Genomic DNA, 24876 nt, shown 5'->3' on the forward strand with positions numbered 1-24876 from the left:
CTCAGGCGAGGAGTTCGCCGTCGATGACGGTGACCGCGCGGCCCCGGAGCAGGGTGCGCTCGCCGCGCAGGCCGGTGCGGATCACGCCGGTGCGGCGGGACGCCTGGAGGCCCGTGAGGTCGTCCCGGCCCAGGCGCGGGGACCAGTAGGGGGCGAGCGCCGTGTGGGCGCTGCCGGTGACCGGGTCCTCGTCGATGCCGACGTTCGGGAAGAAGCAGCGGGAGACGAAGTCGCAGCCCAGCGTGGGGTCCTCGGCGCGGGCGGTCACGATCACGCCCCGGCTGGAGCAGCCGGTGAGTTCCCGGTGGTCGGGGGTCAGCTCCAGCACGGTCTTCTCGTCGGCCAGTTCCACCAGCAGGTCCCCGACGTCGGGTCCGGTATCGAACGCGGCCACCGGCTCCGCCCCCAGCGCCTCGGCGAGCCCCTCCGGGATCTCGACCTCGGTGAGCGGTGCGGTGGGGAAGTCCAGGGTGATCTCCCCGTCCTCGCCCGGCGTGGCGATGACGACACCGCTGCGGGTGGCGAACCGTACCGGGCCCTCGTGGGCGCCGGTGGTGTAAAGGACGTGCGCGGTGGCGAGCGTGGCGTGCCCGCACATCGCCACCTCGGTGACGGGGGTGAACCAGCGCAGCGCCCAGTCGGCCTCCCCGCCCTCGGGCAGCCGGTGGGCGAAGGCCGTCTCGGAGTGGTTGACCTCGGAGGCCACCTGCTGGAGCCAGTCGTCGTCCGGGAACACGTCGTCCAGGAGCAGGACTCCGGCGGGGTTGCCGGTGAAGGGGAGGTCGGCGAAGGCGTCGACGATTCGGATGCGCATGCGCAGACCCTAGGGGTTCCGGCGACCGGGCGGCCAAGGCCAGTTGGAGACGGGTGGCCTTGGCCGGCGGGGGCTCAGGGAGCCAGCGGCAGTTGGCGCTTGTGTTCGGTGAGGCGGTAGCGGTCGATGATGGTGGTGAGGGCGGGGTCCGCGACCGGCTTGCCCTCGAGGAGGTCGTCGATGTCGTCGTAGGTGACGCCGAGCGCCGTCTCGTCGGCCTTGCCGGGAGCCAGGGTCTCCAGGTCGGCGGTGGGGGTCTTCCAGACCAGCTCGGCGGGGGCGCCCAGGGCCTCGGCCACGGCGCGGACGCGCCGCTTGGTGAGGCCGGTGAGCGGGACGACGTCGGCCGCGCCGTCGCCGAACTTGGTGAAGAAGCCGGAGACCGCCTCCGCCGCGTGGTCGGTGCCGACGACCAGGCCGTCATGGGCGCCGGCCACCGCGTACTGGGCGATCATGCGCTGGCGGGCCTTGATGTTGCCGTGCAGGAAGTCCTGGTGGTGCGCGTCGCGGAAGACGGTGCCGCCGGCCACGACCGCGTCCAGCGCGGCGTCGCTCGCGGGCCGCACGTCGACGGTCAGGGTCCGGTCGGGGCGGATGAACGCAAGCGCCCGCTGGGCGTCGGCCTCGTCGGCCTGGACGCCGTACGGCAGCCGCATCGCGTAGAACGTCGCCTCGTGGCCGGCCGCGCGGGCCCGCTCGACCGCGAGCTGGCACAGCCGGCCCGTCGTGGTCGAGTCCACCCCGCCGCTGATCCCGAGCACCAGCGAGCGCAGGCCGGTGGAGGTCAGCCGCTCGGCGAGGAAGGCGATCCGGCGCTCGATCTCCTGCTCCACGTCGAAGGACTCGGGCACCTGGAGATCCCGGGCGATCTCCTTCTGCTGCGACGTGGCGGCCAGGTCGGTCATGCTCGTTCCTCACACTTCGGCGGCGGCCCTCACCTGCGGGCCGGGTGCCATTCTGGCAAACGCCTGGCAGCCCGGTACGCGACGGGTCACGCGTCCCCTCCGGCCTCCTTCGCCGCGCGCTCCACCCGCGCCCGATGCCCCTCCCACCAGGCCGGGTCGTCCGACGGCATGCTGGTGTCGCCCCGGTCCATGCCGGTGGCGCCGTCCATGAGTTCCCGGACGATGTCGGCGTGCCCGGCGTGCCGGTGGGTGTCGGCCAGGACGCGTACGACGGCGTGGTGCAGGGTCACCTCGTCCCGGCCGCTCGGCCACCACGGCACCCGGCCCACGGTGTCCAGCGGCAGTGCCTCGATCGTCGCGTCCGCGTGGGCCCAGGCGCGGCGGTAGAGCCCCACGATGTCCGCGCGCGACTCCTCGGCGGTGGCCCACATGTCCGCGTTGGTCTCGGCGTCCTCCGCGAGCCAGGGCAAGGGCTCGCCCGACGGCCGCCCGAAGGTGTCCCCGAGGTACCCCAGCTCGACCCCGGCCGCGTGCTTGACCAGCCCGAGGAGGTTGGTGCCGGTCGGGGTGAGGGGCCGGCGGGCGTCGTACTCCGATAGCCCGTCGAGCTTCCACAGCAGGGCTTCACGGGCGGACCGAAGGTAGCGGAGCAGGTCGGCCTTGGGGCCGGGTGCGGTCATGGGGGCGGCCGCCGGAACGTCGGTCCCCATTACAGCGGCACCAGGACGCAGAACTCGTTGTCCTCGGGGTCCGTGAGAACTGTCCAGGAGACGTCGCCCTGGCCGAGGTCGAGGTCGGTGGCGCCGAGGGCGCGGAGCCGGTCCGCCTCGGCCGCCTGGTCGTCGCCGGGGTAGGGGCGGACGTCGAAGTGGACGCGGTTCAGGCCGGTCTTCGCGTCGGGGGTGCGGATGAACTCGAGGTAGGGGCCGACGGCCTTGGCGGAGCGGAGTCGCGCGTGGTCGTCGGTGACCTCGTGCACGGTCCAGTCCATGGCCTCGCCCCAGAAGCGGGCCATGGTGTGCGGGTCCGCGCAGTCGACGACCACCGCGGCGACAGGGCCGGTGTCCCGGTAGATCTCCCGGGGCTCCAGTACGCAGAACTCGTTGCCCTCGGGGTCGGCGAGGACGGTCCAGGGGACGTCGCCCTGGCCCACATCGACGGGCGTGCCGCCCAACTCCTGCAACCGGGCGACCAGTTCCGCCTGGTGGTCCTCGGAGGTGGTCGCGAGGTCGAGGTGTACGCGGTTCTTCACCGTCTTGGGGACCGGGACGGTGAGGACGTCGATGCAGACGGCCTCGGGGGAGGGGTAGGTGATGATCCCTCCGGGTTCGACGTTGGTCTCGTCGGGCCCGTCGCCGGTGACCTCCCAGCCGAGCGCCTCCGCCCAGAACCGGCCGAGCGCGGACTTGTCCCGAGCCTTGATCGAAATCTGTACCAGACGCGTCGTCATGCGGCAGATCGTATGCCCGCGCGGTGCGGGACGGGCAACCACTTTTTTCGCGGCAGGGGCTTGTCGGTGGTGCGTTACCGATATATCGTCGACGTGTCGCGTAAGGAACGCGATCGGATGGGATCGATCGACGACAGGATGGAGTGATCGTGATGCACGGTCATGGATTCGAGCGAGGGCACCGGGGTGCCGGGCCCGGTCCGTACGGCCGGGGTGGATTCGAGGGGGAGCGGGGTGCCTTCGGGCCCTTCGGGCCGGGTGGCCCCGGCTTCGGCGGGCCGGTTTTCGGCGGCCCCGGTTTCGGGGGCGGACCCTGGGGCGGCCGCGGGCGCGGAGGGCCGAGGGGGCGGGCGCGGCGTGGTGATGTGCGGGCCTCGATCCTCGCCCTGCTCAAGGACCGGCCCATGCACGGCTACGAGATGATCCAGGAGATCGCCGAGCGCAGCGGCGGCGCGTGGAAGCCGAGCCCCGGCTCGGTCTACCCGACCCTGCAGCTGCTGGAGGACGAGAGTCTGATCGCCAGCGAGAGCGAGGGTGGCAAGAAGCTGTTCGCCCTCACCGACAGTGGCCGCACCGCCGCCGAGGAGGGCCCGGACGCCCCCTGGGAGGAGGCTTCGCGCGGCGTCGACTGGGAGGCGCTCAGTGAGATCCGCCAGGCCGGGGCCGGTCTGATGGAAGCCTTCGGCCAGGTATGGAAGACCGGTACCAAGGAGCAGCGGGACAAGGCGCTGGCCGTCCTCAACGACGCCCGGAAGAAGCTGTACCTCATCCTCGCCGACGAGGACTGACGAGGACTGAGGATCAGGCGCGCGACGGCGGGACACAGGCCGAGGGCACGCGTCGAATCACCGCCGCGTCGAACAGGTCCCACGCCCGCGGGAAGGGGCCCTCGTCATGGCAGTGCCAGGCGTCCCAGAACAGGTCGGCGGGCAGTGCGTCCGACGGGGCGTACACCCGGTACACGTACTGTTTGCCGTCGACCGCCGGCAGGCCCACCAGCCAGCACAGGCATCCTTCCTCCACTTCGTGTGAGACGTGTGAGGGCGCTGTGTGGTTGCGCCGGGGCGTGCGACGGGCCGGGGTGCCCCCGAGGCGGACGGCCCCGGCCTCATCCGTGAGGAGGAGGCGCCGGGCGCGGGTCTCCACTCTGCGTGGGACGCGCGAATGGTTCCCCTCGCGGATGTGAAGGGGCCGCCGTGGCTGATGAGGTGGGACCGTGGAACCCCGTACAGCCGGCCGGCCCGTCCCTGACGAGGGTGGCGCCGACGCACAGGACGACACCGGTCTCGACGCGACGCTCGCGGCGGTCGTCGCCGGTGCCCGCCGCCGCGCCGTGCGGGACGGCGACCGTCAGATCGACACCGCCCATCTGCTGCACTCGCTCCTCGACGCGGACCCCGAGGCCCGCGCCGCCATCGGCCCCCAACTGGTCCGGCTGCTCGGCTACCTCGTCCAGCGCAGCATCGGTTATGGACTGGGCTGGCAGCGCGGAGCGGAGGGCGGCGGCTCGCCGGGCGCCGTACCGAGACCGGTACGCGGTGACGGCACCTTCGAGGGCCCCGAGCGCTGGTCGCCCCTCGCGGCCGAGGCCATGCGGGACGCCCGGCGTCGCGCCGCCCGCCGGGGCGAACCCCATGCCGCCGGCCTCGATCTGCTCGCCGCCCTGGTGGCCGACCCCCGCGCACGCGCCGTCGAGGTCCTCGAACACGCCGGAATCCCCGCCGGCGGCCTGACCTCCAGGAAGGCGCCCCGCGCCACGGACGGCACGGCTCACTGAAGTGCGCACGCGTCCATCCCCTGAGACAGGTGTCAACGGGGGTGACGCTCATGTCATCGCCTGTCATCATGTGCGCGTGCGTTCGTCCGGAAACAGTGAGAGCGGCCACGGCCGAGGCGCCGGGCTCGGCCTCGCGCTGGCATCGGCCCTGGCCTTCGGCGGGTCGGGAGTCGCGGCCAAGCCCCTGATCGAAGCGGGCCTGGACCCGCTGCACGTCGTCTGGCTACGGGTGACCGGCGCCGCCCTGGTGATGCTGCCCCTGGCCGTACGGCACCGCGCGCTGCTCCGGCAACGTCCCGCGCTGCTCGTCGGGTTCGGGCTGCTCGCGGTCGCCGGAGTGCAGGCGTGCTACTTCGCCGCGATCTCCCGCATCCCGGTCGGCGTGGCCCTGCTGGTGGAGTACCTGGCCCCGGCGCTGGTGCTCGGCTGGGTGCGGTTCGTGCAGCGGCGGCCGGTGACCAGGGCGGCCGCGCTCGGCGTGGTCCTCGCGGCCGGCGGACTCGCCTGCGTGGTCGAGGTGTGGTCCGGGCTGCGCTTCGACGCGCTCGGGCTGCTCCTCGCCCTCGGCGCCGCCTGCTGCCAGGTCGGCTACTTCGTCCTGTCCGACCAGGGCGGCGACGCGGGGGAGCGGGCGCCCGACCCGCTCGGCGTGATCGCGTACGGCCTGCTGGTCGGCGCCGCCGTGCTCACCGTCGTCGCCCGGCCCTGGACCATGGACCGGTCCGTACTGACCGGCACCGCGCACCTCGACGGCACCCCGGTGCCCGCACTCGCGCTGCTCGCCTGGATCGTGCTCGTCGCCACGGTCGTCGCCTACGTCACCGGCGTGCTGTCGGTGCGGCGGCTGTCGCCGCAGGTCGCGGGGGTCGTCGCGTGTCTGGAGGCGGTCATCGCCACCGTGCTGGCCTGGGTGCTGCTCGGCGAGCATCTGTCGCTGCCGCAGGTGGCCGGGGGCGCGGTCGTCCTCGTCGGCGCCTTCATCGCACAGTCCTCGGCGCCCGCCAAGGGGCTTGCGGAACCGGTCGCGGAGGGCGGCGCGGAAAGGGAGCTGTCCGCGCGGGGCACGGCTGCCTAGGCGTCTTGATCCCGCGGGCAGGCGGGATCGCCCTTCCGCCTCCTCCCGGCAGCCCGAGGCGGGTGCTTTCGGTGCCGGGAGGGACGGGGCTGCCCGCGGAGGCGCGGCGGGCCGTCAGGCGCCCGTGGCCGCCTGGGCCTCGGCTTCGGTCGTCAACTCCGCCAGGTAGTCGGGGAGTTCGGTGCCGGGCGCCAGATCGGCGTCGGCGAGCGGGGCCGCGTAGGTCGTGCGTACGGGGACCACTCCGGCCCAGTACGGCAGGGTGAGGTCCTCGGGCTCGTCGTTCACGCCGCCGGTGCGGACCTTGGCCGACACCTCCTCCAGGTCCAGCCGGATCACCGCGGTCGCCGCCAGCTCCTTGCGGTTGGCGGGGCGGGAGTCGGCCGAGCGGCCCGGCACCACCTGGTCCACCACGGCGTCCAGCGCGATCCGCCGCTCCTCGGGGTCGGTGACCTCGTACGCGACGCCGTGCACCACCACCGAGCGGTAGTTGATCGAGTGATGGAAGGCGGACCGGGCCAGCACCAGCCCGTCGACATGCGTGACCGTCAGGCACACCGGGAGCCCCGGATCGGCGGCGCCGGTCATCCGCAGCGGGCGCGAACCCGTGGACCCGTGCACGTACAGCCGCTCACCGACCCGGCCGTAGAGCGTGGGCAGCACCACCGGGGCGCCGTCGCGGACGAAGCCGAGGTGGCAGAGGTAGCCGTCGTCGAGGATCGCGTGCACCGCCTCCCGGTCGTACGACGCCCGCTGCGCGGCCCGTGTGGGCACGGTGCGGTCGGTCGGTGCGTAGTCGGCCTGCGGTGCTGCCTGTCCGGTCCCCTGCATGGCGGTCCCTCCCTGGACTACTGGATTGCACTAGTGCATAATCGAGTTTGTGCTAGGAGAGTATCGGATTCAGGGGCGCGGTGCGGCGGAGATCGCGGCCAGTGTCGAACACGCGGTCGGCTCCGGGGAGCTGCTGCCGGGCCAACCACTGCCGCCCATGCGAGAGTTGGCGGCCCGGCTCGATGTGAATCCCAATACGGTCGCGGCCGCCTACCGCACCCTGCGCGAGCGCGGGGTGATCGAGACCGCCGGCCGCCGGGGCAGCAGGGTCCGCCCCAAGCCCGCCACGACCGGCCGGGACGAGCTGCGCCTCGACGTGCCCGAGGGTGCGCGGGACCTGTCCACCGGCAACCCCGATCCCGCGCTGCTGCCCGCCCTCGCCCCGGCGTTCGCGCATGCGGCCGCCCGCGCCGGCCGCGACCCGGTGCTCTACGGCGACGATCCGGCCGACCCGGATCTCGTCCGCGCCGCCCGCGCCGCACTCGACGCGGACGGTGTCCCGGCCGGGCCGCTCACCCTCACCTCCGGCTCCCTCGACGCCATCGAGCGCGTCCTCGCCGCCCATCTCAGGCCGGGCGACGCGGTCGCGGTGGAGGACCCCGGCTGGGGAAGCGTGCTGGACCTGATCCCCGCGCTCGGGCTGCGCCCCGTCCCCGTCGGCGTGGACGAGGAGGGCCCGCTGCCCGCCGAACTGGACGCCGCCCTGCGCTCCGGAGCCCGCGCCCTGCTCGTCACCACCCGCGCCCAGAACCCCACCGGCGCCTCGGTGAGCGCCTCCCGCGCGCGCAGGCTGCGCGCCGTGCTGCGCGAGCATCCCGGCACCGTACTGATCGAGGACGACCACGGCCACGGCTTCGTCGACCTCCCGGCGCACCCCCTCGCGGGCGCCACCCGGCACTGGGCCTTCATCCGCTCCGTCTCCAAGACCTACGGCCCCGACCTGCGGCTCGCCGTCCTCGCCGGGGACGCCCGCACCGTCGACCTGGTGCGCGGACGGCAGCGGCTCGGCCCCGGCTGGGTGAGCCACCTGCTGCAACGCGCCGTCGCCCGGCTCTGGGCGGAGGAGGCGGTGGGCCCGGAGGTCGCGGCCGCGTACAGCGCGCGCCGGCAGCGGCTGCTCGACGCGCTCGCCGAACGCGGGGTCACCGCCTACGGCCGCAGCGGCATGAACGTCTGGGTGCCGGTGCCCGACGAGACCGGCGCGGTCGCCCGGCTCCTCCAGTCCGGCTGGGCCGTGGCCCCCGGCGCCCGCTTCCGGCTGGACTCACCGCCGGCCGTCCGCATCACCGTCTCCCCCCTGACCGAGGCGGACATCGAACCGCTGGCGGACGCGGTGGCGGCGGCGGTACGCCCGTCCCCGGCGCGGTCCTACGGGTGAGGACGGGTGGGACGGGGCTCAGTTTTGGCCCGTCCCGCGGAGTCCCCCTCGCCGCCCCTGGGTCACGCCCCGCCGTCCTGGCCACGGCGCTGCTCAGGGGGACGCGGCTCCGCACCTGGCCCTGGCCGGCGTCGTCCCGAGCTCTTCGCGCAGGGGGTGTCCCTCGCGCCGGGGCGGACGCGCGCCTCCAGGTGCGACGAGCCCCACCTTCGGCCGGCGGCGCTCCTCGGTGGACGCCGCTCCGTGCCTTGCCTGGGGCAGCGTCGTCCCGAGCTCTTCGCGCAGGGGGCGTCCCGCACGCCGGGTCGGGCGCAGGCTCCGGGCGCGGTGAGCCCTCCCGTCCTTCCCGGCGGCGCTACTCAGCGGACGCGGCTCGGCGCCTGACCTGCGTCAGCGCCGCCCCCACGATGACGATCACCGCGCCCACCGGGGTGGTCCAGCGCAGCGACTCACCGAGGATCGTCACCCCCGCCACGGTGGCGATCACCGGCACGAAGTAGGTGACCATCTGGGCCGTGGTCGGGCCGACCTCGGCGACCAGGCCGTACTGGATGAGCATCGCCACGCCGGTCCCGAGGGCGCCCAGCGCGGCGACCGCCAGCAGCGGGCCGACCGGGAAGCTCGCCGGGAGGGAGGTGAACAGCGGGGTGACGACAGCGAGTTGGACCGTGGCGAGGAGCAGCTGCGCGCCGGTCATCGACAGGTGCGAGTTGCCCGTACCCGCCAGCGTGCGCCGTACGTAGATCCAGCCGACCGGGTAGCTCAGCGAGGCCAGCAGGGCCAGCGCGGTGCCCCTGGCGTCCAGGCCGTTGAAGCCCTGCCAGGCGCCGAGGACCGTCAGCACCCCGAGGAAGCCGAGGCCGAGTCCGGCGACGCGGACCCTGGTCGGCCGGTCCTCGGAGAGGGCGATCACGGAGAACGCCATGCCCCACAGCGGCGAGGTGGCGTTGCAGATGCCGGCCAGGGTGGAGGGGATCGTCAGCTCGGCGAACGCGAAGAGGGAGAAGGGCAGGGCGTTCAGGAAGAACGCGGCGACCGCCAGATGGGCCCAGGTGCGGGCCCCGCGCGGCAGCCGCTCCCGCTTCACGGCCATGGCCGCCGCGAGGACGAGCGTGCCGAAGAACAGGCGGCCCAGGGTGACTTGGAAGGGGGCGTAGGCGCCCGTGCCGACCTTGATCAACAGAAAGCTGAAGCCCCAGATCAAGGACAGCAGGCCGAAGCGCAGCCGCCAGTCGAGAAGACGGGGCGGGCGCCCGGGAGCCGGCGTGGAGGTGGCGGCGGGGGACTGGGTCCGGGAAGGGATGACCGTGCTCATGCCGTCAAAGATGCTGGACGCAACTTCGTAGCACAATCGAGAATTATCGCGCGATACGTTTTAGGATCGCTTACATGTTGAACCTGGAGCGCCTGCGCACCCTGCATGCCTTCGCCCGGCACGGCTCGGTCAGCGCCGCCGCCGAGGCGCTGCACGTGACCACGTCCGCGGTCTCGCAGCAGCTCGGCAAGCTGGAGCGGGAAGCAGGGCAGCGGCTGCTCGCCAAGAACGGTCGCGGGGTGCGGCTCACGGACGCCGGACGGCTGCTGTCCGAGCACGCGGCCCGCATCCTCTCCCAGGTCGAGCTGGCCCAGTCCGATCTGGAGGCACACCGGGGGCAGGTCGCCGGGGACTTGAGGATGTCGGCGTTCCCCACCGCCGCCCGGGGCCTCTTCCCGGCCGCGCTCGCCGCGTTGCGCGCCCGGCACCCCGCCCTGCGGCTGCGCACCTGCGAGCTGGAGCCGGAACTCGGCGTCGCCGGAGTCGCGCGTGGAGACCTGGACCTCGCTGTCGTCCTCGACTGGTACAACAAGCCGATGCCCGTGCCCGACGGCCTGGTCAAGGAACCCCTCCTGGACGACCCGGCCGAGGTCGCCCTCCCCGCCGGGCACCCGCTCGCCGGCCGGGACGAGGTCGACCTCGCGGAGTTCGCCGGGGACGAGTGGATCACCTGGGGCGAGGGCGAGTTCTGCCACGAATGGCTGCTGTTCACCCTGCGCTCCAAGGGCGTCGAACCCATCGTCGGCCATCGCGCGGGCGAGACCCACACCCAGCTCGCGCTGGTCGCCGCCGGGCTCGGGGTGTGCATCGCGCCCCTGCTGGGCCGGGACCCGGTACCGCCCGGCGTCGTCCTGGTCCCGCTCAGGCAGCGGATACGGCGGCACGTCTATGTGCTGTGGCGCGCGGACGCCGACCGCCGCCCCTCCATCCGCGCCGCCGTCGACGCGCTGCGGACGGCGGCCGCGCAGCTCGGCTGAGCTCCCTCAACGGCCGCCGAGTTTGCGGAAGTCCCAGGACACGACCTTGTCCGGGGTCAGCCGGGCCCAGGCGTGCCGGCCGTCGTGCGGCATCTCGTCCATGCCGAAGTTCTTCCGCGCGAACAGCGTCTCCGCCGTGTCCAGTTCGGCGCACAGCTCCCCGGTGCGGGGCACCTCGCCCACGAACTCCACCCGGCCGGACAGCTCGGCCCCGCGCAACTGGTCGTACTCCTCACCCGAGTCGACGACCACCGCCACCCGCACGTCGTTCCGCAGCTGGGTCCAACGCCTGCTGCGCACCACGGAGTAGAGCCACAGCGAGGTGCCGTCCCACACGAACCACAGCGCGCTCACATGCGGGGTGCCGTCCGCCGAGACGGTCGCCACCCGGCAGGTGCGCTGACTGGTCAGGAACTCGTCCAGCTCACCGGGCGTCATCATGATCTTCCGGCCCCGGCGCTGCTGAGTGACGGTCATGCGGCCCCCCTCGCCGGTCAGGCCAGTTTGATCTCGTCGCCGGACACGGTGATCTTCTCCTCGGGCAGCGGGGCCGTCGCGGGCCCCTTCTTCACGCTGCCGTCCGTCACCGAGAAGTGGCTGTTGTGACACGGGCAGACGATCACCCCGTCGGCGACACTGCCCACCGCGCAGCCCTGGTGGGTGCACTTCGAGGAGAACGCCTTGTACGTGCCCGCGCTCGGCTGGGTGACCACCACACCCTTGTCCTTGAAGATCTTGCCGCCGCCCTCCGGGATGTCGGCGGTCTTGGCGAGGGCGTCCCCGGCGGAACCCGAGCCGACCGCGTCCGAACCGCCGTCCTGTGAACCGCAGGCCGCCAGCGCCACGGTGAGCCCGGCCGCTCCCGCCGCCGCGATCACGGTCCGCCGGTCCGGTCCGGCTGTGGGTCGGGGCGATGCGCTGGTCATGGGGGGTTTCCTTCCGCCGGAGTGAGCGTTCTTGATCCGTCCAGGGGTACGGCCCCGTGGCACCTGCCGTTCAGCGACGGCCCCGATCCTCGCCGCCGGGGCATGAGGAGGGCGTAAGAGCCGCCGACGCAACGGAGTTGACGGCGTCGTGGATCAACCTCCGGCGAGCGGCGCCCAGGAGCGCACCCAGGTCAGCAACTCGGGGGTGTGCAGCGCCGGGACCCACAGGTCGGCCCGGTGGGCGTCGTCGCCGTGCGGCCGGGGGCCGACGCCCAGCACCCGCAGCCGGGCGCGCCGGGCCGACTCGACGCCGGTCAGCGAGTCCTCGACCGCCAGCGCCTCCTCCGCGCGTACCCCGCACAGTCGGGCCGCCGTCTCGTAGACGTCCGGCCACGGCTTGGGGCGGACCGTACCGGTGTCGCCGGCCGGGGTCGCCGAGGGCACGACGATGTGGTCGAAGTGGGCGCGCAGCCCTGCCTGTTCGAGGCTCGCCTCCACCACTTCCGAGGGGCAGTTGCTCGCCACCGCCAGGGGGAGCCTGCCGGAGAGCAGTCGTACGAGTTCGACGGCGCCGGGCATCGTCACCGGGTCGTCCGCGACGAGCGCCAGGAAGTGGTGGAGGAGCGCCGCCGTCAGATCGGCGGTCAGTTCCGGCTTGTGCACCGACTCCGCCATGAGCCGCCCGCAGTCGGCGTAGTGCACCCCCTTGGCCTGCTCGGCGAACCCCGGTGGGGTCTGGAGGCCGAAGCCCCGGAAGGCCCGGGCGCGGGCGTCCTGCCAGTGGCGTTCGCTGTCCATCAGGGTGCCGTCGCAGTCGAAGACGACGGCCCTGGGGGACCAGTCGAGCAGATGATGACCCGTGGTGGACACAAGGACCTCCCTGGAACGGGCATTCCCGGCATAGCTCGGGAAACGGAAACATCGTCGCCGCTACGTTATTTGCGCGCACAGAGTGAGGAAATGGCTACATGGAGTTATCGACTGTGGGGGGTTTCGGGGTGTATGCACCCTCAGGGAAGCCGGGTGCCGGAGTGGATACCTGGATCGCCAACGGCTTTGTGTGAAAGCACAGTTGAGGCATATTTACTGGGCAACCGGCGCCACCGCGCCGCGACCGTCGTTCCCTCGGCGAAGTACCGAAACGGTGGCGGAGCGGGCCCTTTACCACTCGCCCGCGTTCATCCTCGAAAGAAAAGCGCAATTACCGCGCGAGTGTGGTTCCGGTAGCCCCCGGCGCACGCGGGCGCACTACATTCTTCGGCGTCAGGAACGTTGAGCGAGGGTGGACGGGACGTTGCAGGAACGGGCCAGGGCAACGCGCCGATCACTCCTGGAGGCGGCCGCCTCCCTCTTCGCCGAGCGGGGGTACGCGGGGACCAGCGTCAACGACATAAGCAGCAGGTCGGGACGGACGAGCGGCTCCGTGTACTTCCACTACGCGAGCAAGGAGGGCATCGCCCTCGCCGTCGTCCAGGATCGTTTCGCCACCTGGCCCGAACTCAACGCCCGGTATACGAACGAGACGGTCCCGCCGATGGACCGGCTCGTCGCGCTGAGCTACGACATCGCCAAAGCCCTGGCCGAGGACCCCGTGACGCGCGGGGGCGCCAGACTGTGGGCCGAGCGCGAGGTCATCAACGCCACGCTCCCCGATCCCTTCGCCCTCTGGACCGCCGCCACCACCCGCCTCCTGGCCCAGGCGCGGGCCACCGGCCAACTGGCCCCGCACATCCGGCCCGCGCCCACCGCCCGCGCCCTGGTGCGCGCCTTCTTCGGCCTCTGCTCCCTGACCGAGGCGCTGGAGGGCAGCGCGACCATCACCGCCCGCCTGGCCGAGTGGTGGCACCTCACCCTGCCGTCCCTCCAGCCGGCGCCCAAGCCCTGAAGCCGGTCAGAGGCGCACCGGAAGCTCCCGCACGCTGTTGCCCACGAAGCTGGCGTGGCGCGGCAAGTCTCCCTCCGGCAAGGCGAGTTCGAGGTCCGGGAAGCGGGTGAACAGCCGCTCCAGCGCGACCGTGGCCTCCAGTCGCGCGAGGGGAGCGCCCAGGCAGTAGTGGGCGCCGTGTCCGAGCGACAGGTTGCGTACGGCGTCGGCGCGGGCCGGGCGCGTGACGTCGAAGCGGCCGGCGTCCGGGCCGTGGGCCGCCTGGTCGCGTCCGGCGGCGGAGTAGCCGGCCAGGACCGGGGTGCCCGCCGGGATGGTGGTGCCGTCGACGGTGAGGTCCCGCACCGGGTAGCGGAACGGGAAGTAGCTCACCGGCGAGTCCCAGCGCAGGGTCTCCTCCACCACGTCGGCCCAGCTCGCGCCGCCCGCACGGACCAGGTCGAGCTGGTCGCGGTGGCCGCACAGGGCCCGCGCGGCGTTGGTGATCAGGTTCAGGGTGGTCTCGTGCCCGGCGATGATCAGCAGCACCAGGGTGCCGATCAGCTCCTCCTGCCCGAGCCGGTCGCCGCCCTCGTCGCGGGCGGCGATGAGGGCGCTGGTCAGGTCGTCGCGGGGGTGCGCGGCCTTGCTCGCCGCTATCTCGCCCAGTACGCCCACGAGTTCGCGGTTCGCGGCCAGTGCCGCTTCGGGGCCGATGTCCGTCGCCACCACCTGGTTGCTGAGCCGGTGCAGACGGTCGCGGAACTGCTCCTCCACGCCCAGGAGTTCACAGATGACGCCCATCGGCAGCGGCAGCGCGAAGTGTCGCCGGAGATCGACGACGCCCTCGGTCGCGGCCAGGCCGTCCAGCAGTGCGTCGGTCAACTCCTCGACGCGCGAACGCAGTCCCTCCACCCGGCGCGGGGTGAAGGCGCGGCTGACCAGGGACCGCAGCCGCCGGTGGTCGGCCCCGTCGGCCGTGGTCATGCCGCGCACGGTGGCGAATGTCAGCAGTGGCCAGCCCGGTTCGATCCGCCCCTCGTGCAGCGCCTTGAAGTGCCGTACGTCCTTGGCGACTTCGGGATGCTGGAGGAACTCCCGCAGCGCTTCGTGCCCCAGGACGGCCATCCCCTCGATCCCGCCCGGCAGTTCGACGGCCGCCACCGCGCCGAGGGCCAGCAGACGGGCGTTGTCGGCGTGCGGGCAGCCCCCGGCTGGGTTCAGACGGTGCGGGGCTCCGGCGGGTGAGGTCTCCACGGTTCTCCTGACGGTCGTACGGGCCGGTCCGGGCGTGCGGGGAGGTGCGTGGCCGATCGTAGGCGCGTGCCGGGCCGTGCGGAGCGGGGTCAGCCGAGGTGGTCGGCGCGGCTGTCGTCGTCCAGTTCGGCGGCGGCGGAATCAGGGGCCCGAGATGGGCTGCCGCAGGCGATATAGCCTGGGCGGATGCTGACCGAAGTCACCGCCACCCGGTTCGTCACGCCCCTGCGTGAGGGCGGCTCGATGCCGGGGCTCGTCGAGACCGACGATCTCGGGCTCCACGTCCTGAAGTTCGCCGGTGCCGGGCAGGGCCGCAAGACCCTCGTCGCGGAGGTCGTCTGCGGGGAGCTCGCCCGGCGTCTCGGCTTCCGGGTGCCCGGGCTGGTGACCGTCCAGCTGGACCCCGTCCTCGGTCTGGGTGAACCCGAACGGCAGGTGCAGGACCTGCTGCGCTCCAGCGGCGGGGCCAACCTCGGCATGGACTTCCTCTCCGGCGCCCTCGGCTACGACCCCCTCGCCTTCCCCGTCGACCCCGAGGAGGCGGGCCGGATCGTCTGGTTCGACGCGCTGGTCAACAACGTCGACCGCTCCTGGCGCAACCCCAACCTCCTGGTGCACCAGGGCGGACTGTGGCTCATCGACCACGGCGCCACCATGATCTGGCACCACAACTGGCCCTCCGTCGACGCCTCCGCCGCGCGGCCCTACGACGCCGCCGACCACACCCTCGCCCGCTTCGCGCCCGACGTCACCGCCGCCGCGGCCGACCTGGCCGACCGGGTCACCGAGGATCTGCTCGCCGAGGTCACCGCCCAGATCCCCGACGCCTGGCTGGCCGACGAGCCCGGCTTCGACACCCCCGACGACCTGCGCCGCGCCTACGCGCGCCCCCTGCTCGCCCGCGCGGGCACCGTCCACGAACGCATCGAGGGCCTCAAGGAGAGCAAGTGAGCGAGCACCACATTCACATGGCCGGAGATGTGGTCCAACGCCACATCATCCGCGCCGGTCAGGGCGGCGACCGCGATGTGTACGAGTACGCCCTGCTGCGGGTCGTACCCCGTGTCGAACGCGGCGAGCGGATCAACGCGGGCGTGATCGTGTACTGCCGCGCCCAGGGTTACGTCGGCGCCCGCACCCACCTGGACGAGGCCCGGCTGCTCGCGCTCGACCCGGAGGCGGACGTCGCCGGGGTGCGCGCCGCGCTCGGTGCCGTGGAGCGTGTCTGCGCGGGCGGGGAGGAGGCCGGGCAGGCGGCCGACGACGACGCCGGGCGGCGTTTCCGCTGGCTGATCGCGCCCCGCTCCACCGTCGTCCGGCCCGGCCCGGTGCACACCGGGCTGACCGCCGACCCGGTGGCCGAGACGGAGCGTCTGCTGGACCTCCTGGTGAGGTAATGGATCACACCGCCCGGTGTCCCGTTGACACCGGGTGCCAGGGCTTCTAGCGTCACGGGTGCTGAAGGTACTAAGCGGTCGCTCACCGCACGGCGGGTCCGGTGCCGGACCTGTCGGGTTCTCTCAAGGGCGAGGAGAAGCAGCAATGTCCACCACTGCACAGCGGGTCGCGGTAGTCACCGGAGGGGCGCGCGGAATCGGCGCCGCCACCGCCGTACGGCTCGCCGCCGAGGGTCACGCCGTCGCCGTGATCGACCTGGACGAGGCCGCCTGCAAGGACACCGTCGAGAAGATCACCTCGGCGGGCGGCAAGGCCGTCGCGGTCGGCGCCGACGTCTCCGACGAGGCGCAGGTCGAGGCCGCCGTCGCGCGGATCGTCGAGGAGCTGGGCGCGCCGACCATCCTGGTCAACAACGCCGGTGTGCTCCGCGACAACCTGCTGTTCAAGATGAGCGTGTCCGACTGGGACACCGTGCTCGGCGTGCACCTGCGCGGCTCGTTCCTGATGACGAAGGCCGTGCAGAAGCACATGGTGGACGCGGGCTTCGGCCGGGTCGTCAACCTGTCCTCGTCCTCCGCGCTCGGCAACCGCGGCCAGGCCAACTACTCGGCCGCCAAGGCGGGTCTCCAGGGCTTCACCAAGACCCTCGCCATCGAGCTGGGCAAGTTCGGCATCACCGCCAACGCCGTTGCCCCGGGCTTCATCGCCACCGAGATGACCAAGGCCACCGCCGACCGCGTGGGCATGGGTTTCGACGACTTCAAGAAGGCCGCCGCCACCCAGATCCCGGTCCAGCGCGTCGGTGAGCCCGAGGACATCGCCAACGCCATCGCCTTCTTCACCGGCGAGGCGGCCGGATTCGTCTCCGGCCAGGTGCTGTACGTCGCCGGCGGACCGCTCGACTAGTCACTCGGGAACCCTGGAGCACCTGGAGCACACGGACATGACTGAACTCCCCGAACTCTCCGGCAAGGCCGCGCTCGTCACGGGCGCCAGCCGGGGCATCGGCTACGGCGTCGCGGAGGCCCTGGTGGCACGCGGCGACCGCGTCGTCATCACCGGCCGCAACGAGGAGGCGCTGAAGGAGGCCGTCGAGCGGCTCGGCGCCGACCGCGTCATCGGCGTCGCCGGCAAGGCCCACGACCTCGCCCACCAGGCCGAGGCCGTCGAACGCGCCATGGAGGCGTTCGGCCGCGTCGACTTCCTGGTCAACAACGCGGGCACCAATCCGGTCTTCGGCCCCATCGCCGACGTCGACCTGGACGTGGCCCGCAAGGTGTTCGAGACCAATGTGATCTCGGCGCTCGGCTTCGCCCAGAAGACCTGGCACGCCTGGCAGCGGGAGAACGGCGGCGCGATCGTCAACATCGCCTCCGTCGCCGGTATCGCGCCCTCGCCGTTCATCGGCGCGTACGGCGTGAGCAAGGCCGCGATGATCAACCTGACCCAGCAGCTGGCGCACGAGTTCGCGCCCAAGGTGCGGGTCAACGCGATCGCCCCGGCGGTGGTGAAGACCAAGTTCGCCGAGGCCCTGTACGAGGGCCGGGAGGAGGAGGCGGCCGCCGCCTACCCGCTCGGCCGGCTCGGCGTCCCCTCCGACATCGGCGGGGCCGCGGCCTTCCTCACCTCCGCGCAGTCCGACTGGGTCACCGGTCAGACGCTCGTCGTGGACGGCGGCATCTTCCTCAACGCCGGGGTGGGCTGACCCCTCCCGGCCCGCGTCGCCACGGGCGCCGTTCCCTTCGGGGGACGGCGCCCGTACGCGTTTCCCGGCGGGGCGGCGCCATGACAACGTAGTCATTGAAATTCGATCAACAACCCATGTTTCAGGGGAGGTTCAGGAGGTCCAGTGCTGCGGTATGGTCTGCCGACCTTGGTACGGCGGATCGAGGAGCGAGCGCGTGTTCAAGCGGAACCGATTCCTGCACAGGGTCGCGGCGGGCGTGTCCCTGACCTCCCTCATCACCCTGTTGCCCGGCTGTGGCCTGCTCTCCGACGGCGGCCCCGACGACAGCAGCCCGATCGTGGTGGGGACGACGAGCGCACCGAGCACCCTGGACCCGGCGGGCGCCTGGGACGGCTCGTGGGAACTGTTCCGCAACGTCTACCAGACGCTCCTGGCCTACCCGAACGGCGCGACCACCCCTCAGCCGGACGCCGCCGAGAGCTGTTCCTTCACCGATTCCACCAGCCGCACCTACCGTTGCCGGCTGCGCGCGGACCTGAAGTTCGCCGACGGCGACGCGCTGGACGCCAAGGCCGTCCAGCACTCCATCGACCGCATCCGCACCATCAACGCCCCGAGCGGCCCGGCCGGACTGCTGGAGGGCCTCGACCGGGTGGAGACCGTCGGCACGCGGGAGATCGTCTTCCACCTCAAGAAGCCCGACGCCACCTTCCCGTTCGTGCTCGCCGCCCCCGCCATGTCCCTCGTCGACCCGCGCGAGTACCCCGCCAACTCGCTGCGCACGGACAAGAACGTGCACGGCTCCGGCCCGTACCGACTTGAGTCCTACGACGAGGGCAAGCAGGCGGTACTCGTCCGCAACGACAGCTACCAGGGCTTCGCCAGGCGCGAGAACCGTGCGGTCACCATCCGCTACTTCCAGGACTCCGGTGCGATGGTCAAGGCGCTCCGCGACAAGCAGATCGACGTCACCTACCGGGGACTGGCCGCCGACGACATCCTCGCCCTCCAGCAGCAGTCCCCGGCCGATCTGCAACTGGTCGACGGCACCGGCACCGACATCAGCTACCTGGTTTTCAACCCCAAGGACCGCTGGGCCGGGAACGCGGCCGTCCGCAGGGCCGTCGCGCAGGTCGTGGACCGGGGCGCGATCGCCCACAAGGTGTACCGGGACACCGTCGAGCCGCTCTACTCGATGGTCCCCAAGGGCCTGACCGGCCACGCCACCTCCTACTTCGACCACTTCGGCGACCCGAGCGCCGGCAAGGCGCGCGCGATACTCACCGGCGCGGGCATCGACCAGCGGGTCCCGCTCACCTTCTGGTACGCCTCCGACCGCTACGGCTCCGAGACCGCGGTGATGTTCCGGGAGCTGAAGCGGCAGCTGGAGGACTCCGGGCTGTTCACGATCACCCTGCGCGCCCGCCCGTGGAAGACCTATGTGACCGGCTATCAGAAGGGGGAGTACCCGGTGTTCGGCCGGGGCTGGTTCCCGGACTACCCCGACGCGGACAATTTCATCGCGCCCTTCGTCGGCACGCACAACGCCCTCGGCACCCCGTATGTGACCAAGAAGATCACCGGTGAGCTGCTGCCCCGCTCGCGGGCGCAGGGGAACCGGGCCGACGTGGTGAAGGACCTGACGGCCGCCCAGCGGATCATGGTGGACGACGCCCGGCTGATCCCGCTGTGGCAGGGCCGCCAGTACGTCGCCGCGAGCGAGGACATCGCCGGCGGCGAGCGGGCCCTCGACCCCTCGACGATCATGATGATGTGGGAGCTGCACCGCAAGACCAGCTGGTGAGCGGCCTGCCGCACGCGTTGTCAGTGGTCGCCTGTAGGTTCTGAAGCCTGGAAGTGACCGCGGATCGTGAGGACGTTGACGTGACCGACATCGCCATGCTGCCCGAGTCCTGGCAGGGCGTTCTGGGCGACGAGCTCCAGCAGCCCTACTTCAAGGAGCTGACCGAGTTCGTCGAGGAGGAGCGGGCGAAACGCCCCGTCTACCCCCCGCGCGAGGAGGTCTTCGCCGCGCTCGCCGCGACGCCGTACGACAAGGTCAAGGTGCTCGTCCTCGGTCAGGACCCGTACCACGGCGAGGGCCAGGGGCATGGCCTGTGCTTCTCGGTGCGGCCCGGGGTGAAGACCCCGCCGTCGCTGCGGAACATCTACAAGGAGATGCGCGAGGAGCTGGACCTGCCCGTCCCGGACAACGGCTATCTGATGCCGTGGGCCGAGCAGGGCGTCCTGCTGCTGAACGCGGTGCTCACCGTGCGCGCCGGCGAGGCCAACTCGCACAAGGGCAAGGGCTGGGAGAAGTTCACGGACGCGGTGATCCGCGCGGTGGCCTCCCGTCCCGACCCGGCGGTCTTCGTGCTGTGGGGCAACTACGCGCAGAAGAAGCTGCCGCTGATCGACGAGACCCGGCATGTGGTGGTCAAGGGCGCGCATCCCTCGCCGCTGTCCGCGAAGAAGTTCTTCGGCTCGCGGCCCTTCACCCAGATCAACGAGGCCGTCGCCGCGCAGGGCCACGAGCCGATCGACTGGCGCATCCCCGACCTGGGCTGACCGGCACCGGCCCGGACCCGCGGCGGCGCCGGTCCGGGCGTGTCACCGTGTCGTCCGGAGCCGCCTGCCCGGTATCGCCGCCGGCTGCGGTTAGCGTCATGGGCGGACGGCCGACGAGCGGCCGGATGACGGGTCCGGAGGGCGCGGTGGCGGAGCGACAGGAGCAGACGGCGCCCGATGCCCTGCTCACCCGGATCGGGCAGATCGTCATGCTGCACCGGGGCGGCGACCGCGAGGAGGCCCGGCGCCGGCTGCTGGAGCTGTGGGCCGAGACGGCGGAGTCCGACGACCCCCTGCACCGCTGCACTCTCGCCCACTACCTGGCCGACACCCAGGACGACCCGGCGGACGAACTCGCCTGGGACCTGAGGGCGTTGTCCGCGGCGGACGAACTGACCGACGGCCGCCCCGGCGCCGACCCCACCACCGTGCGCGGCTTCTACCCCTCCCTGCACCTCAACCTCGCGGCCGACTACCTCAAGCTGGACCGCGCGGACGCCGCCCGCACCCACCTCCGCCGCGCCCGCCGCGCGGCGGACACCCTCCCCGAGGACGGCTACGGCACCGGCGTCCGGGCCGCGATCACCCGCCTGGAACTCCGCCTCCCCGACACCGGCCCCGCGGAGGGGGACGGCTGGGGCCCACCGAGACAACGGCCCGTCAACTAGCCGTACCTCAGCGTCCGTACGCCCGCTCGCAGATCGTCGACTGAGGGCTGTTCTTGGGCCAGCCGCCGTACTTCTTGCCCAGGGCGCACACGTTCGGGACCCCCGGCACCGCGCGGGGCGCGTGCGGGGTGTCGGTGCGCGGCCGCTCCGGGTACGCCCTGCGGGGCGCGGGAACGGCGGGCGTCCGCCTCGGCTCGGGCACCGGCGCGGCCGCCGAGCGGCGCGGAGTCTTTGGACCGGGGGAGGGGCCGGTCCGCTCCAGCGCCTCCCGCCCCGGCCCCTGGTCCAGCCGGGGCAGCGCGCTCCCGTCCGGCCGTGCCTCCGCCGCCCGGGACGGCGAGGCATCCGGTCCCGCAGCGGGCGCCGCCGGCCCGTGCACGGTCATGCACCCGGTGAGAGCCGTGACGGCCACGGTGACCAGAAGCGCTGCGGCAGTCGTAGTTCGATCCACCCGCCCACTCTGCGCGCCCCGCCGTCGGTCCGGCTCCACCGACGGGCCCTCGATGCCCCACACGAGTGATCTCTCGCCCACCCGGAGGGCGTGGCGTGGACGAGGGCTGACGCGTCAGTCGCCGGTCCGGCCGTCGATCCGCTCCCGGACCAGGTCGGTGTGGCCGTTGTGGCGGACGTACTCCTCGATCATGTGGGTGTCGATCCAGCGGACGTCGAACGGTTCTCGCGCCGACTTCCGCAGGCCCTTGGAGAGTCCGTCCGGCCCGAAATCGGCGGCATTGCGCCGCGCCCTCAACAAGGCTGCTGCCGCGCGGCTTCGACGGCATCGCCGACTGGCGCCCGCCGTATGCTTCCGAGGAGGAAAACGCAGGACAGCGGTAGGGAGAGCACACGTGAAGGTCGGCTGCATCGGACTCGGCGACATCGCGCGGAAGGCGTATCTGCCGGTCCTCGGCACACAGCCCGGACTCGACCTCCACCTCCAGACCCGCACCCCCGCCACCCTGGCCCGGGTGGCCGACTCGCTGCACCTGCCCGCCGAGCGGCGGCACGAGACGCTGGACTCGCTGCTCGACGCGGGTCTCGACGCCGCCTTCGTACACGCGCCCACCGCCGTCCACCCGGAGATCGTCACCCGCCTCCTGGAAGCGGGCGTACCCACGTACGTCGACAAGCCCCTCGCCTACGAACTCGCCGACTCCCAGCGGCTGGTGGAGCTGGCCGAGCGCCGGGGCGTCCCCCTCTTCGTCGGCTTCAACCGCCGCTACGCCCCCGCCTACGCACAAGTCCTGGAGCACCCCCGCGAGCTGATCCTGCTCCAGAAGAACCGGGTCGGCCTCCCCGAGGAACCGCGCTCGATGGTCCTGGACGACTTCATCCACGTCGTCGACACCCTGCGCTTCCTGGTCCCCGGCCCGGTCGACGACGTCACGGTGCGGGTCCGTTCCGAGGCGGGGCTGCTCCACCACGTCGTGCTCCAGCTCTCCGGCGACGGCTTCACCGCGCTCGGTGTGATGAACCGGCTCAGCGGCTCCGCCGAGGAGATCCTCGAGGTCTCCGGGCAGGACACCAAGCGTCAGGTGATCAACCTCGCCGAGGTGATCGACCACAAGGGCCAGCCCACCGTGCGCCGCCGGGGCGACTGGGTCCCGGTGTCCCGCCAGCGCGGCATCGAGGGCGCCGTCCTCACCTTCCTCGACGCCGTACGCGCGGGCGAACCGCTCAGCGCACGGGACGCGCTGGCGACCCACGAGCTGTGCGAGCGCGTGGTACGAGCGGCTCAGGACCCGTCCGGCGCGGCCTGAGCGCCCGCACCCCCTCCGCCACACCCAGCACCGCCAGCACCAGCAGCGCGCCGTCCACCGGCCAGTCGCCGTGCCGGACGTACGGGGTGACACCGTGCGCCAGCGGTACGTCGTACACACGGGCGGCGCTCGCGCGCGTGCCGAGCCAGGGTCCTGCGCGCTCGCCGTCCGGGCCGTAGACCGCCGAGACGCCGGTCAGGGTGGCGTGCACCATCGGGCGGCCGGTCTCGGCGGCTCGCAGCGCGGCCAGCGAGGCGTGCTGCTCCGGGGCCCAGCTGCCCTGGAAGGTCGAGGTGGCGGACTGGCCGAGCAGCACGTCCGCGCCGTCCTCGGTGAGACGGCGGCCCATGTCGGGGAACGCGGTCTCGAAGCAGACCAGCGGGCCCATCTTCAGGCCACCGGCGTCCATCACGACCTGTTCCGTGCCCCGGTGCCGGTCCTCGCCCGCCGCCCTGCCGACCGAGGTGGCCCAGCCGAACAGCGCGCGGGCCGGGACGTACTCACCGAACGGGACCAGCCGCATCTTGTCGTACCGGTCGCCGGTGGGGCCGTCCGGGCCGACGAGTACGGAACTCTTGTATATGCCGAGGCGGTCGGCGCGGCGGGCGTCCACGTTCACCAGCACCTCGGCGCCGGTCTGCCGGGACAGCTCGGCGATCCGGCGGGCCAGGTCGGGACGATCGCCCAGGTCGTGGCCGACGCTGCTCTCGCCCCAGACCACCAGGTCCACGTCCCGCCCGGCCAGCTGCCGGGTCAGCGACTCCTCCCGCGCGAACCGCCGCTCGGGGCCGCGCGGACCGTCGTACACCCCCGGCTGCACCACCGCGATCCGCACCCGGCCGTCCATGTCCGCGCGCGGCGCCCAGGTGTACGCGGCGGTCGTCGCGGCGGCGGTGGCGACCAGTGAGACGACGGCGGGGACGCGGGAGGCGCGTACCGAAATCAGCACCGCCAGCGCCACGTTGACGGCCACCACCAGGAAGCTGAGCAGCCACACCCCGCCCACCGAGGCCAGCCGCAGCGCCGGGCCCACCTGCCACTGGGTGGAGCCGAGCATGCCCCAGGGGCCGCCGAGCCCCTGCCAGGAGCGGACCAGCTCCACGGCCAGCCACGCCGAGGGCAGCACCAGCAGGGCGGCCGAGGCACGGCCCGCGGAGGGGGCGCCGCCCAGGAAGCGGCGCGTCAGCCAGCCCCAGGGGGCCCAGAGCGCGCCCAGCAGGGCGGCGATCAGGAAGATGAACACATGCAGGCTCGGCAGCAGCCAGTGGTGCACGGCCAGCATGAACCCGACGCCCCCGCACCAGCCGTCCAGCGCGGCCCGGCGGGCGGTCGGTGCGTCACGGGCCAGGGCGATCCAGGGGATGAGGGCGATGTAGGCGAACCACCACAGCGCGGGCGCCGGGAACGCGAGCACGGGCAGCGCGCCCGCCAGGGCGGCGGCGCCGGAACGGGGCCAGGGGGAGCCCAGCAGCCGGCCGAACATCCTCGTGCTCCTCATCCGGAGTCTCCCTCCCCAGGGCCCACACCCCCAGTGTGCGCGCCCCGCACGATCCGGGACAGGGGCCGTCCGCGATATCGGGTGGCGTGCCGGGCGCGGGGTGGCCGAACCTGATCCCATGATCGACCAACCCACCGTCACCGAACCGAAGTTCCGCATCCGCGCGGCCCACACGCCCACCACGATCACGGTGTACCAGGCGTACCGGCCCGAGATCGGCGCCCCGGCGGCCCGCACCGGCCGCTTCCCCGCCGCCTGGAGCCGGTCCCGGATGACCTGGATCAAGCCGTCCTTCCTCTGGATGATGTACCGCTGTGGCTGGGGCACCAAGGAGGGCCAGGAGACCGTCCTCGCCGTCGACATCACTCGCACCGGCTTCGAATGGGCCATCGAGAACGCCTGCCTCTCGCACCATGTCCCCGAGCTGCACGGCACCCCGGCCGACTTCAAGCGCCGCCTCCGCGAGGCCCCGTCCCGCGTCCAGTGGGACCCCGAGCGGGATCTGCGCCTGAACCCGCTGTCCCATCGCTCCCTCCAGCTCGGCCTCGCGGGCGAGGCGGCCGCGCGGTACGCGGACGAGTGGATCGTGGACATCCGGGATGTGACACCGCTGGCGCGGGAGATCCACGGGGCGGTAGGGGCCGGGCGGCTGGAGGAGGCGGGCGGGCTGCTGCCGGAGGAGCGGCCGTATCCGGTGGGGCAGGGAATGCTGGCCCACCTGGGTGCGTAGA

General features: G+C 72.7%; 28 protein-coding genes and 1 pseudogene. 15 read left to right on the forward strand and 14 right to left on the reverse strand.

Annotation, left to right across the window (positions count from 1 at the left end; genetic code table 11):
* Position 1: 1 nt before the first annotated feature.
* From ACIGA3_RS13195 to ACIGA3_RS13210, 4 genes are all read right to left on the reverse strand, one after another.
* A complete protein-coding gene (locus ACIGA3_RS13195; RefSeq protein WP_399714084.1) occupies positions 2-814 on the reverse strand; it encodes a PhzF family phenazine biosynthesis protein in 813 nt (270 codons plus the stop codon).
* Positions 815-888: 74 nt separating this feature from the next.
* Positions 889-1719: an ammonia-dependent NAD(+) synthetase gene (gene nadE / locus ACIGA3_RS13200; RefSeq protein WP_399714086.1), complete on the reverse strand. Its 831-nt coding sequence runs from the start codon at positions 1717-1719 to the stop codon at positions 889-891.
* A gap of 86 nt (positions 1720-1805) precedes the next feature.
* Positions 1806-2399, reverse strand: coding sequence for a DinB family protein (locus ACIGA3_RS13205; protein WP_399715366.1), 594 nt, complete (start codon positions 2397-2399; stop codon positions 1806-1808).
* Between the two features lie 29 nt (positions 2400-2428).
* A complete protein-coding gene (locus tag ACIGA3_RS13210) occupies positions 2429-3169 on the reverse strand; it encodes a VOC family protein (RefSeq protein WP_399714088.1) in 741 nt (246 codons plus the stop codon).
* Between the two features lie 152 nt (positions 3170-3321).
* On the opposite strand from ACIGA3_RS13210, the gene ACIGA3_RS13215 reads away from it, so the two are divergent.
* On the forward strand, positions 3322-3957 hold the full coding sequence (locus ACIGA3_RS13215; protein WP_399714091.1) for a PadR family transcriptional regulator: 636 nt from the start codon (positions 3322-3324) through the stop codon (positions 3955-3957).
* A 13-nt stretch (positions 3958-3970) separates the two neighbouring features.
* Here ACIGA3_RS13215 and ACIGA3_RS13220 read toward each other — a convergent pair whose 3' ends face one another.
* Positions 3971-4165, reverse strand: coding sequence for a hypothetical protein (locus ACIGA3_RS13220; protein ID WP_399714093.1), 195 nt, complete (start codon positions 4163-4165; stop codon positions 3971-3973).
* Positions 4166-4385: 220 nt separating this feature from the next.
* Here ACIGA3_RS13220 and ACIGA3_RS13225 point away from each other — a divergent pair, with 220 nt between their 5' ends.
* Both ACIGA3_RS13225 and ACIGA3_RS13230 read left to right on the forward strand, forming a co-directional pair.
* Positions 4386-4946 (forward strand): Clp protease N-terminal domain-containing protein, encoded by a 561-nt coding sequence (locus ACIGA3_RS13225; protein WP_399714095.1) that lies wholly within the window; start codon positions 4386-4388, stop codon positions 4944-4946.
* Positions 4947-5016: 70 nt separating this feature from the next.
* Positions 5017-6021 (forward strand): EamA family transporter, encoded by a 1005-nt coding sequence (locus ACIGA3_RS13230; protein ID WP_399714098.1) that lies wholly within the window; start codon positions 5017-5019, stop codon positions 6019-6021.
* A 114-nt stretch (positions 6022-6135) separates the two neighbouring features.
* Here ACIGA3_RS13230 and ACIGA3_RS13235 read toward each other — a convergent pair whose 3' ends face one another.
* Positions 6136-6852: a pyridoxamine 5'-phosphate oxidase family protein gene (locus ACIGA3_RS13235; RefSeq protein WP_399714100.1), complete on the reverse strand. Its 717-nt coding sequence runs from the start codon at positions 6850-6852 to the stop codon at positions 6136-6138.
* A gap of 49 nt (positions 6853-6901) precedes the next feature.
* On the opposite strand from ACIGA3_RS13235, the gene ACIGA3_RS13240 reads away from it, so the two are divergent.
* Positions 6902-8230 (forward strand): aminotransferase class I/II-fold pyridoxal phosphate-dependent enzyme, encoded by a 1329-nt coding sequence (locus tag ACIGA3_RS13240; RefSeq protein WP_399714103.1) that lies wholly within the window; start codon positions 6902-6904, stop codon positions 8228-8230.
* Positions 8231-8585: 355 nt separating this feature from the next.
* Here the strand turns inward: ACIGA3_RS13240 and ACIGA3_RS13245 are convergent, their stop codons facing one another.
* Entirely contained in the window at positions 8586-9545 is a 960-nt protein-coding gene (locus ACIGA3_RS13245) for a DMT family transporter (RefSeq protein ID WP_399714104.1), read from the reverse strand.
* A 74-nt stretch (positions 9546-9619) separates the two neighbouring features.
* Between ACIGA3_RS13245 and ACIGA3_RS13250 the strand changes: the two genes are divergently transcribed.
* Entirely contained in the window at positions 9620-10522 is a 903-nt protein-coding gene (locus ACIGA3_RS13250; protein ID WP_399714106.1) for a LysR family transcriptional regulator, read from the forward strand.
* Between the two features lie 6 nt (positions 10523-10528).
* Here ACIGA3_RS13250 and ACIGA3_RS13255 read toward each other — a convergent pair whose 3' ends face one another.
* From ACIGA3_RS13255 to ACIGA3_RS13265, 3 genes are all read right to left on the reverse strand, one after another.
* Positions 10529-10999 carry a pyridoxamine 5'-phosphate oxidase family protein gene (locus ACIGA3_RS13255; protein ID WP_399714109.1) on the reverse strand — a complete coding sequence of 157 codons (471 nt, stop codon included), beginning with the start codon at positions 10997-10999 and terminating at the stop codon, positions 10529-10531.
* A gap of 17 nt (positions 11000-11016) precedes the next feature.
* On the reverse strand, positions 11017-11448 hold the full coding sequence (locus ACIGA3_RS13260; RefSeq protein ID WP_399714111.1) for a Rieske 2Fe-2S domain-containing protein: 432 nt from the start codon (positions 11446-11448) through the stop codon (positions 11017-11019).
* 153 nt (positions 11449-11601) lie between these two features.
* The gene (locus tag ACIGA3_RS13265; RefSeq protein WP_399714113.1) at positions 11602-12318 is read right to left on the reverse strand and encodes an HAD family hydrolase; all 717 of its coding nucleotides are present in this window, start codon (positions 12316-12318) and stop codon (positions 11602-11604) included.
* Between the two features lie 412 nt (positions 12319-12730).
* On the opposite strand from ACIGA3_RS13265, the gene ACIGA3_RS13270 reads away from it, so the two are divergent.
* The gene (locus ACIGA3_RS13270; protein WP_399714116.1) at positions 12731-13333 is read left to right on the forward strand and encodes a ScbR family autoregulator-binding transcription factor; all 603 of its coding nucleotides are present in this window, start codon (positions 12731-12733) and stop codon (positions 13331-13333) included.
* A 6-nt stretch (positions 13334-13339) separates the two neighbouring features.
* Here the strand turns inward: ACIGA3_RS13270 and ACIGA3_RS13275 are convergent, their stop codons facing one another.
* Positions 13340-14569 (reverse strand): cytochrome P450, encoded by a 1230-nt coding sequence (locus tag ACIGA3_RS13275; RefSeq protein ID WP_399714119.1) that lies wholly within the window; start codon positions 14567-14569, stop codon positions 13340-13342.
* Positions 14570-14755: 186 nt separating this feature from the next.
* Here ACIGA3_RS13275 and ACIGA3_RS13280 point away from each other — a divergent pair, with 186 nt between their 5' ends.
* From ACIGA3_RS13280 to ACIGA3_RS13310, 7 genes are all read left to right on the forward strand, one after another.
* Entirely contained in the window at positions 14756-15520 is a 765-nt protein-coding gene (locus ACIGA3_RS13280; RefSeq protein WP_399714122.1) for a HipA family kinase, read from the forward strand.
* On the forward strand, positions 15517-15966 hold the full coding sequence (locus tag ACIGA3_RS13285; protein ID WP_399714124.1) for a DUF3037 domain-containing protein: 450 nt from the start codon (positions 15517-15519) through the stop codon (positions 15964-15966). Before ACIGA3_RS13280 ends, ACIGA3_RS13285 begins: the two co-directional genes overlap by 4 nt.
* 145 nt (positions 15967-16111) lie before the next feature.
* Positions 16112-16873: a 3-oxoacyl-ACP reductase FabG gene (gene fabG, locus ACIGA3_RS13290; protein WP_399714126.1), complete on the forward strand. Its 762-nt coding sequence runs from the start codon at positions 16112-16114 to the stop codon at positions 16871-16873.
* 37 nt (positions 16874-16910) lie between these two features.
* Complete coding sequence (locus tag ACIGA3_RS13295; protein WP_399714128.1) at positions 16911-17672, forward strand: SDR family oxidoreductase; 762 nt, start codon at positions 16911-16913, stop codon at positions 17670-17672.
* 196 nt (positions 17673-17868) lie between these two features.
* Complete coding sequence (locus tag ACIGA3_RS13300; protein WP_399714131.1) at positions 17869-19458, forward strand: ABC transporter substrate-binding protein; 1590 nt, start codon at positions 17869-17871, stop codon at positions 19456-19458.
* Between the two features lie 80 nt (positions 19459-19538).
* Positions 19539-20222 (forward strand): uracil-DNA glycosylase, encoded by a 684-nt coding sequence (locus ACIGA3_RS13305; RefSeq protein ID WP_399714134.1) that lies wholly within the window; start codon positions 19539-19541, stop codon positions 20220-20222.
* 146 nt (positions 20223-20368) lie between these two features.
* On the forward strand, positions 20369-20890 hold the full coding sequence (locus ACIGA3_RS13310) for a hypothetical protein (RefSeq protein WP_399714137.1): 522 nt from the start codon (positions 20369-20371) through the stop codon (positions 20888-20890).
* A gap of 7 nt (positions 20891-20897) precedes the next feature.
* On the opposite strand, the gene ACIGA3_RS13315 is transcribed toward ACIGA3_RS13310, so the two are convergent.
* Complete coding sequence (locus tag ACIGA3_RS13315) at positions 20898-21275, reverse strand: hypothetical protein (protein ID WP_399714139.1); 378 nt, start codon at positions 21273-21275, stop codon at positions 20898-20900.
* Positions 21276-21455: 180 nt separating this feature from the next.
* A pseudogene (locus ACIGA3_RS13320) lies at positions 21456-21632 on the reverse strand (DUF664 domain-containing protein); the annotation flags it as partial.
* Positions 21633-21735: 103 nt separating this feature from the next.
* On the opposite strand from ACIGA3_RS13320, the gene ACIGA3_RS13325 reads away from it, so the two are divergent.
* Complete coding sequence (locus tag ACIGA3_RS13325; protein ID WP_399714142.1) at positions 21736-22647, forward strand: Gfo/Idh/MocA family protein; 912 nt, start codon at positions 21736-21738, stop codon at positions 22645-22647.
* Here the strand turns inward: ACIGA3_RS13325 and lnt are convergent.
* A complete protein-coding gene (lnt, locus tag ACIGA3_RS13330; RefSeq protein WP_399714145.1) occupies positions 22565-24145 on the reverse strand; it encodes an apolipoprotein N-acyltransferase in 1581 nt (526 codons plus the stop codon). The two genes, ACIGA3_RS13325 and lnt, sit on opposite strands and share 83 nt — an antisense overlap.
* A 118-nt stretch (positions 24146-24263) precedes the next feature.
* Between lnt and ACIGA3_RS13335 the strand changes: the two genes are divergently transcribed.
* Positions 24264-24875, forward strand: a complete 612-nt coding sequence (locus ACIGA3_RS13335; RefSeq protein WP_399714147.1) for a DUF4291 domain-containing protein — start codon at positions 24264-24266, stop codon at positions 24873-24875.
* The last annotated feature ends 1 nt before the right edge of the window (position 24876 follow it).

The sequence above is a fragment of the Streptomyces sp. NPDC085596 genome, from assembly GCF_044541565.1.
In the GTDB taxonomy this organism is placed as follows: domain Bacteria; phylum Actinomycetota; class Actinomycetes; order Streptomycetales; family Streptomycetaceae; genus Streptomyces.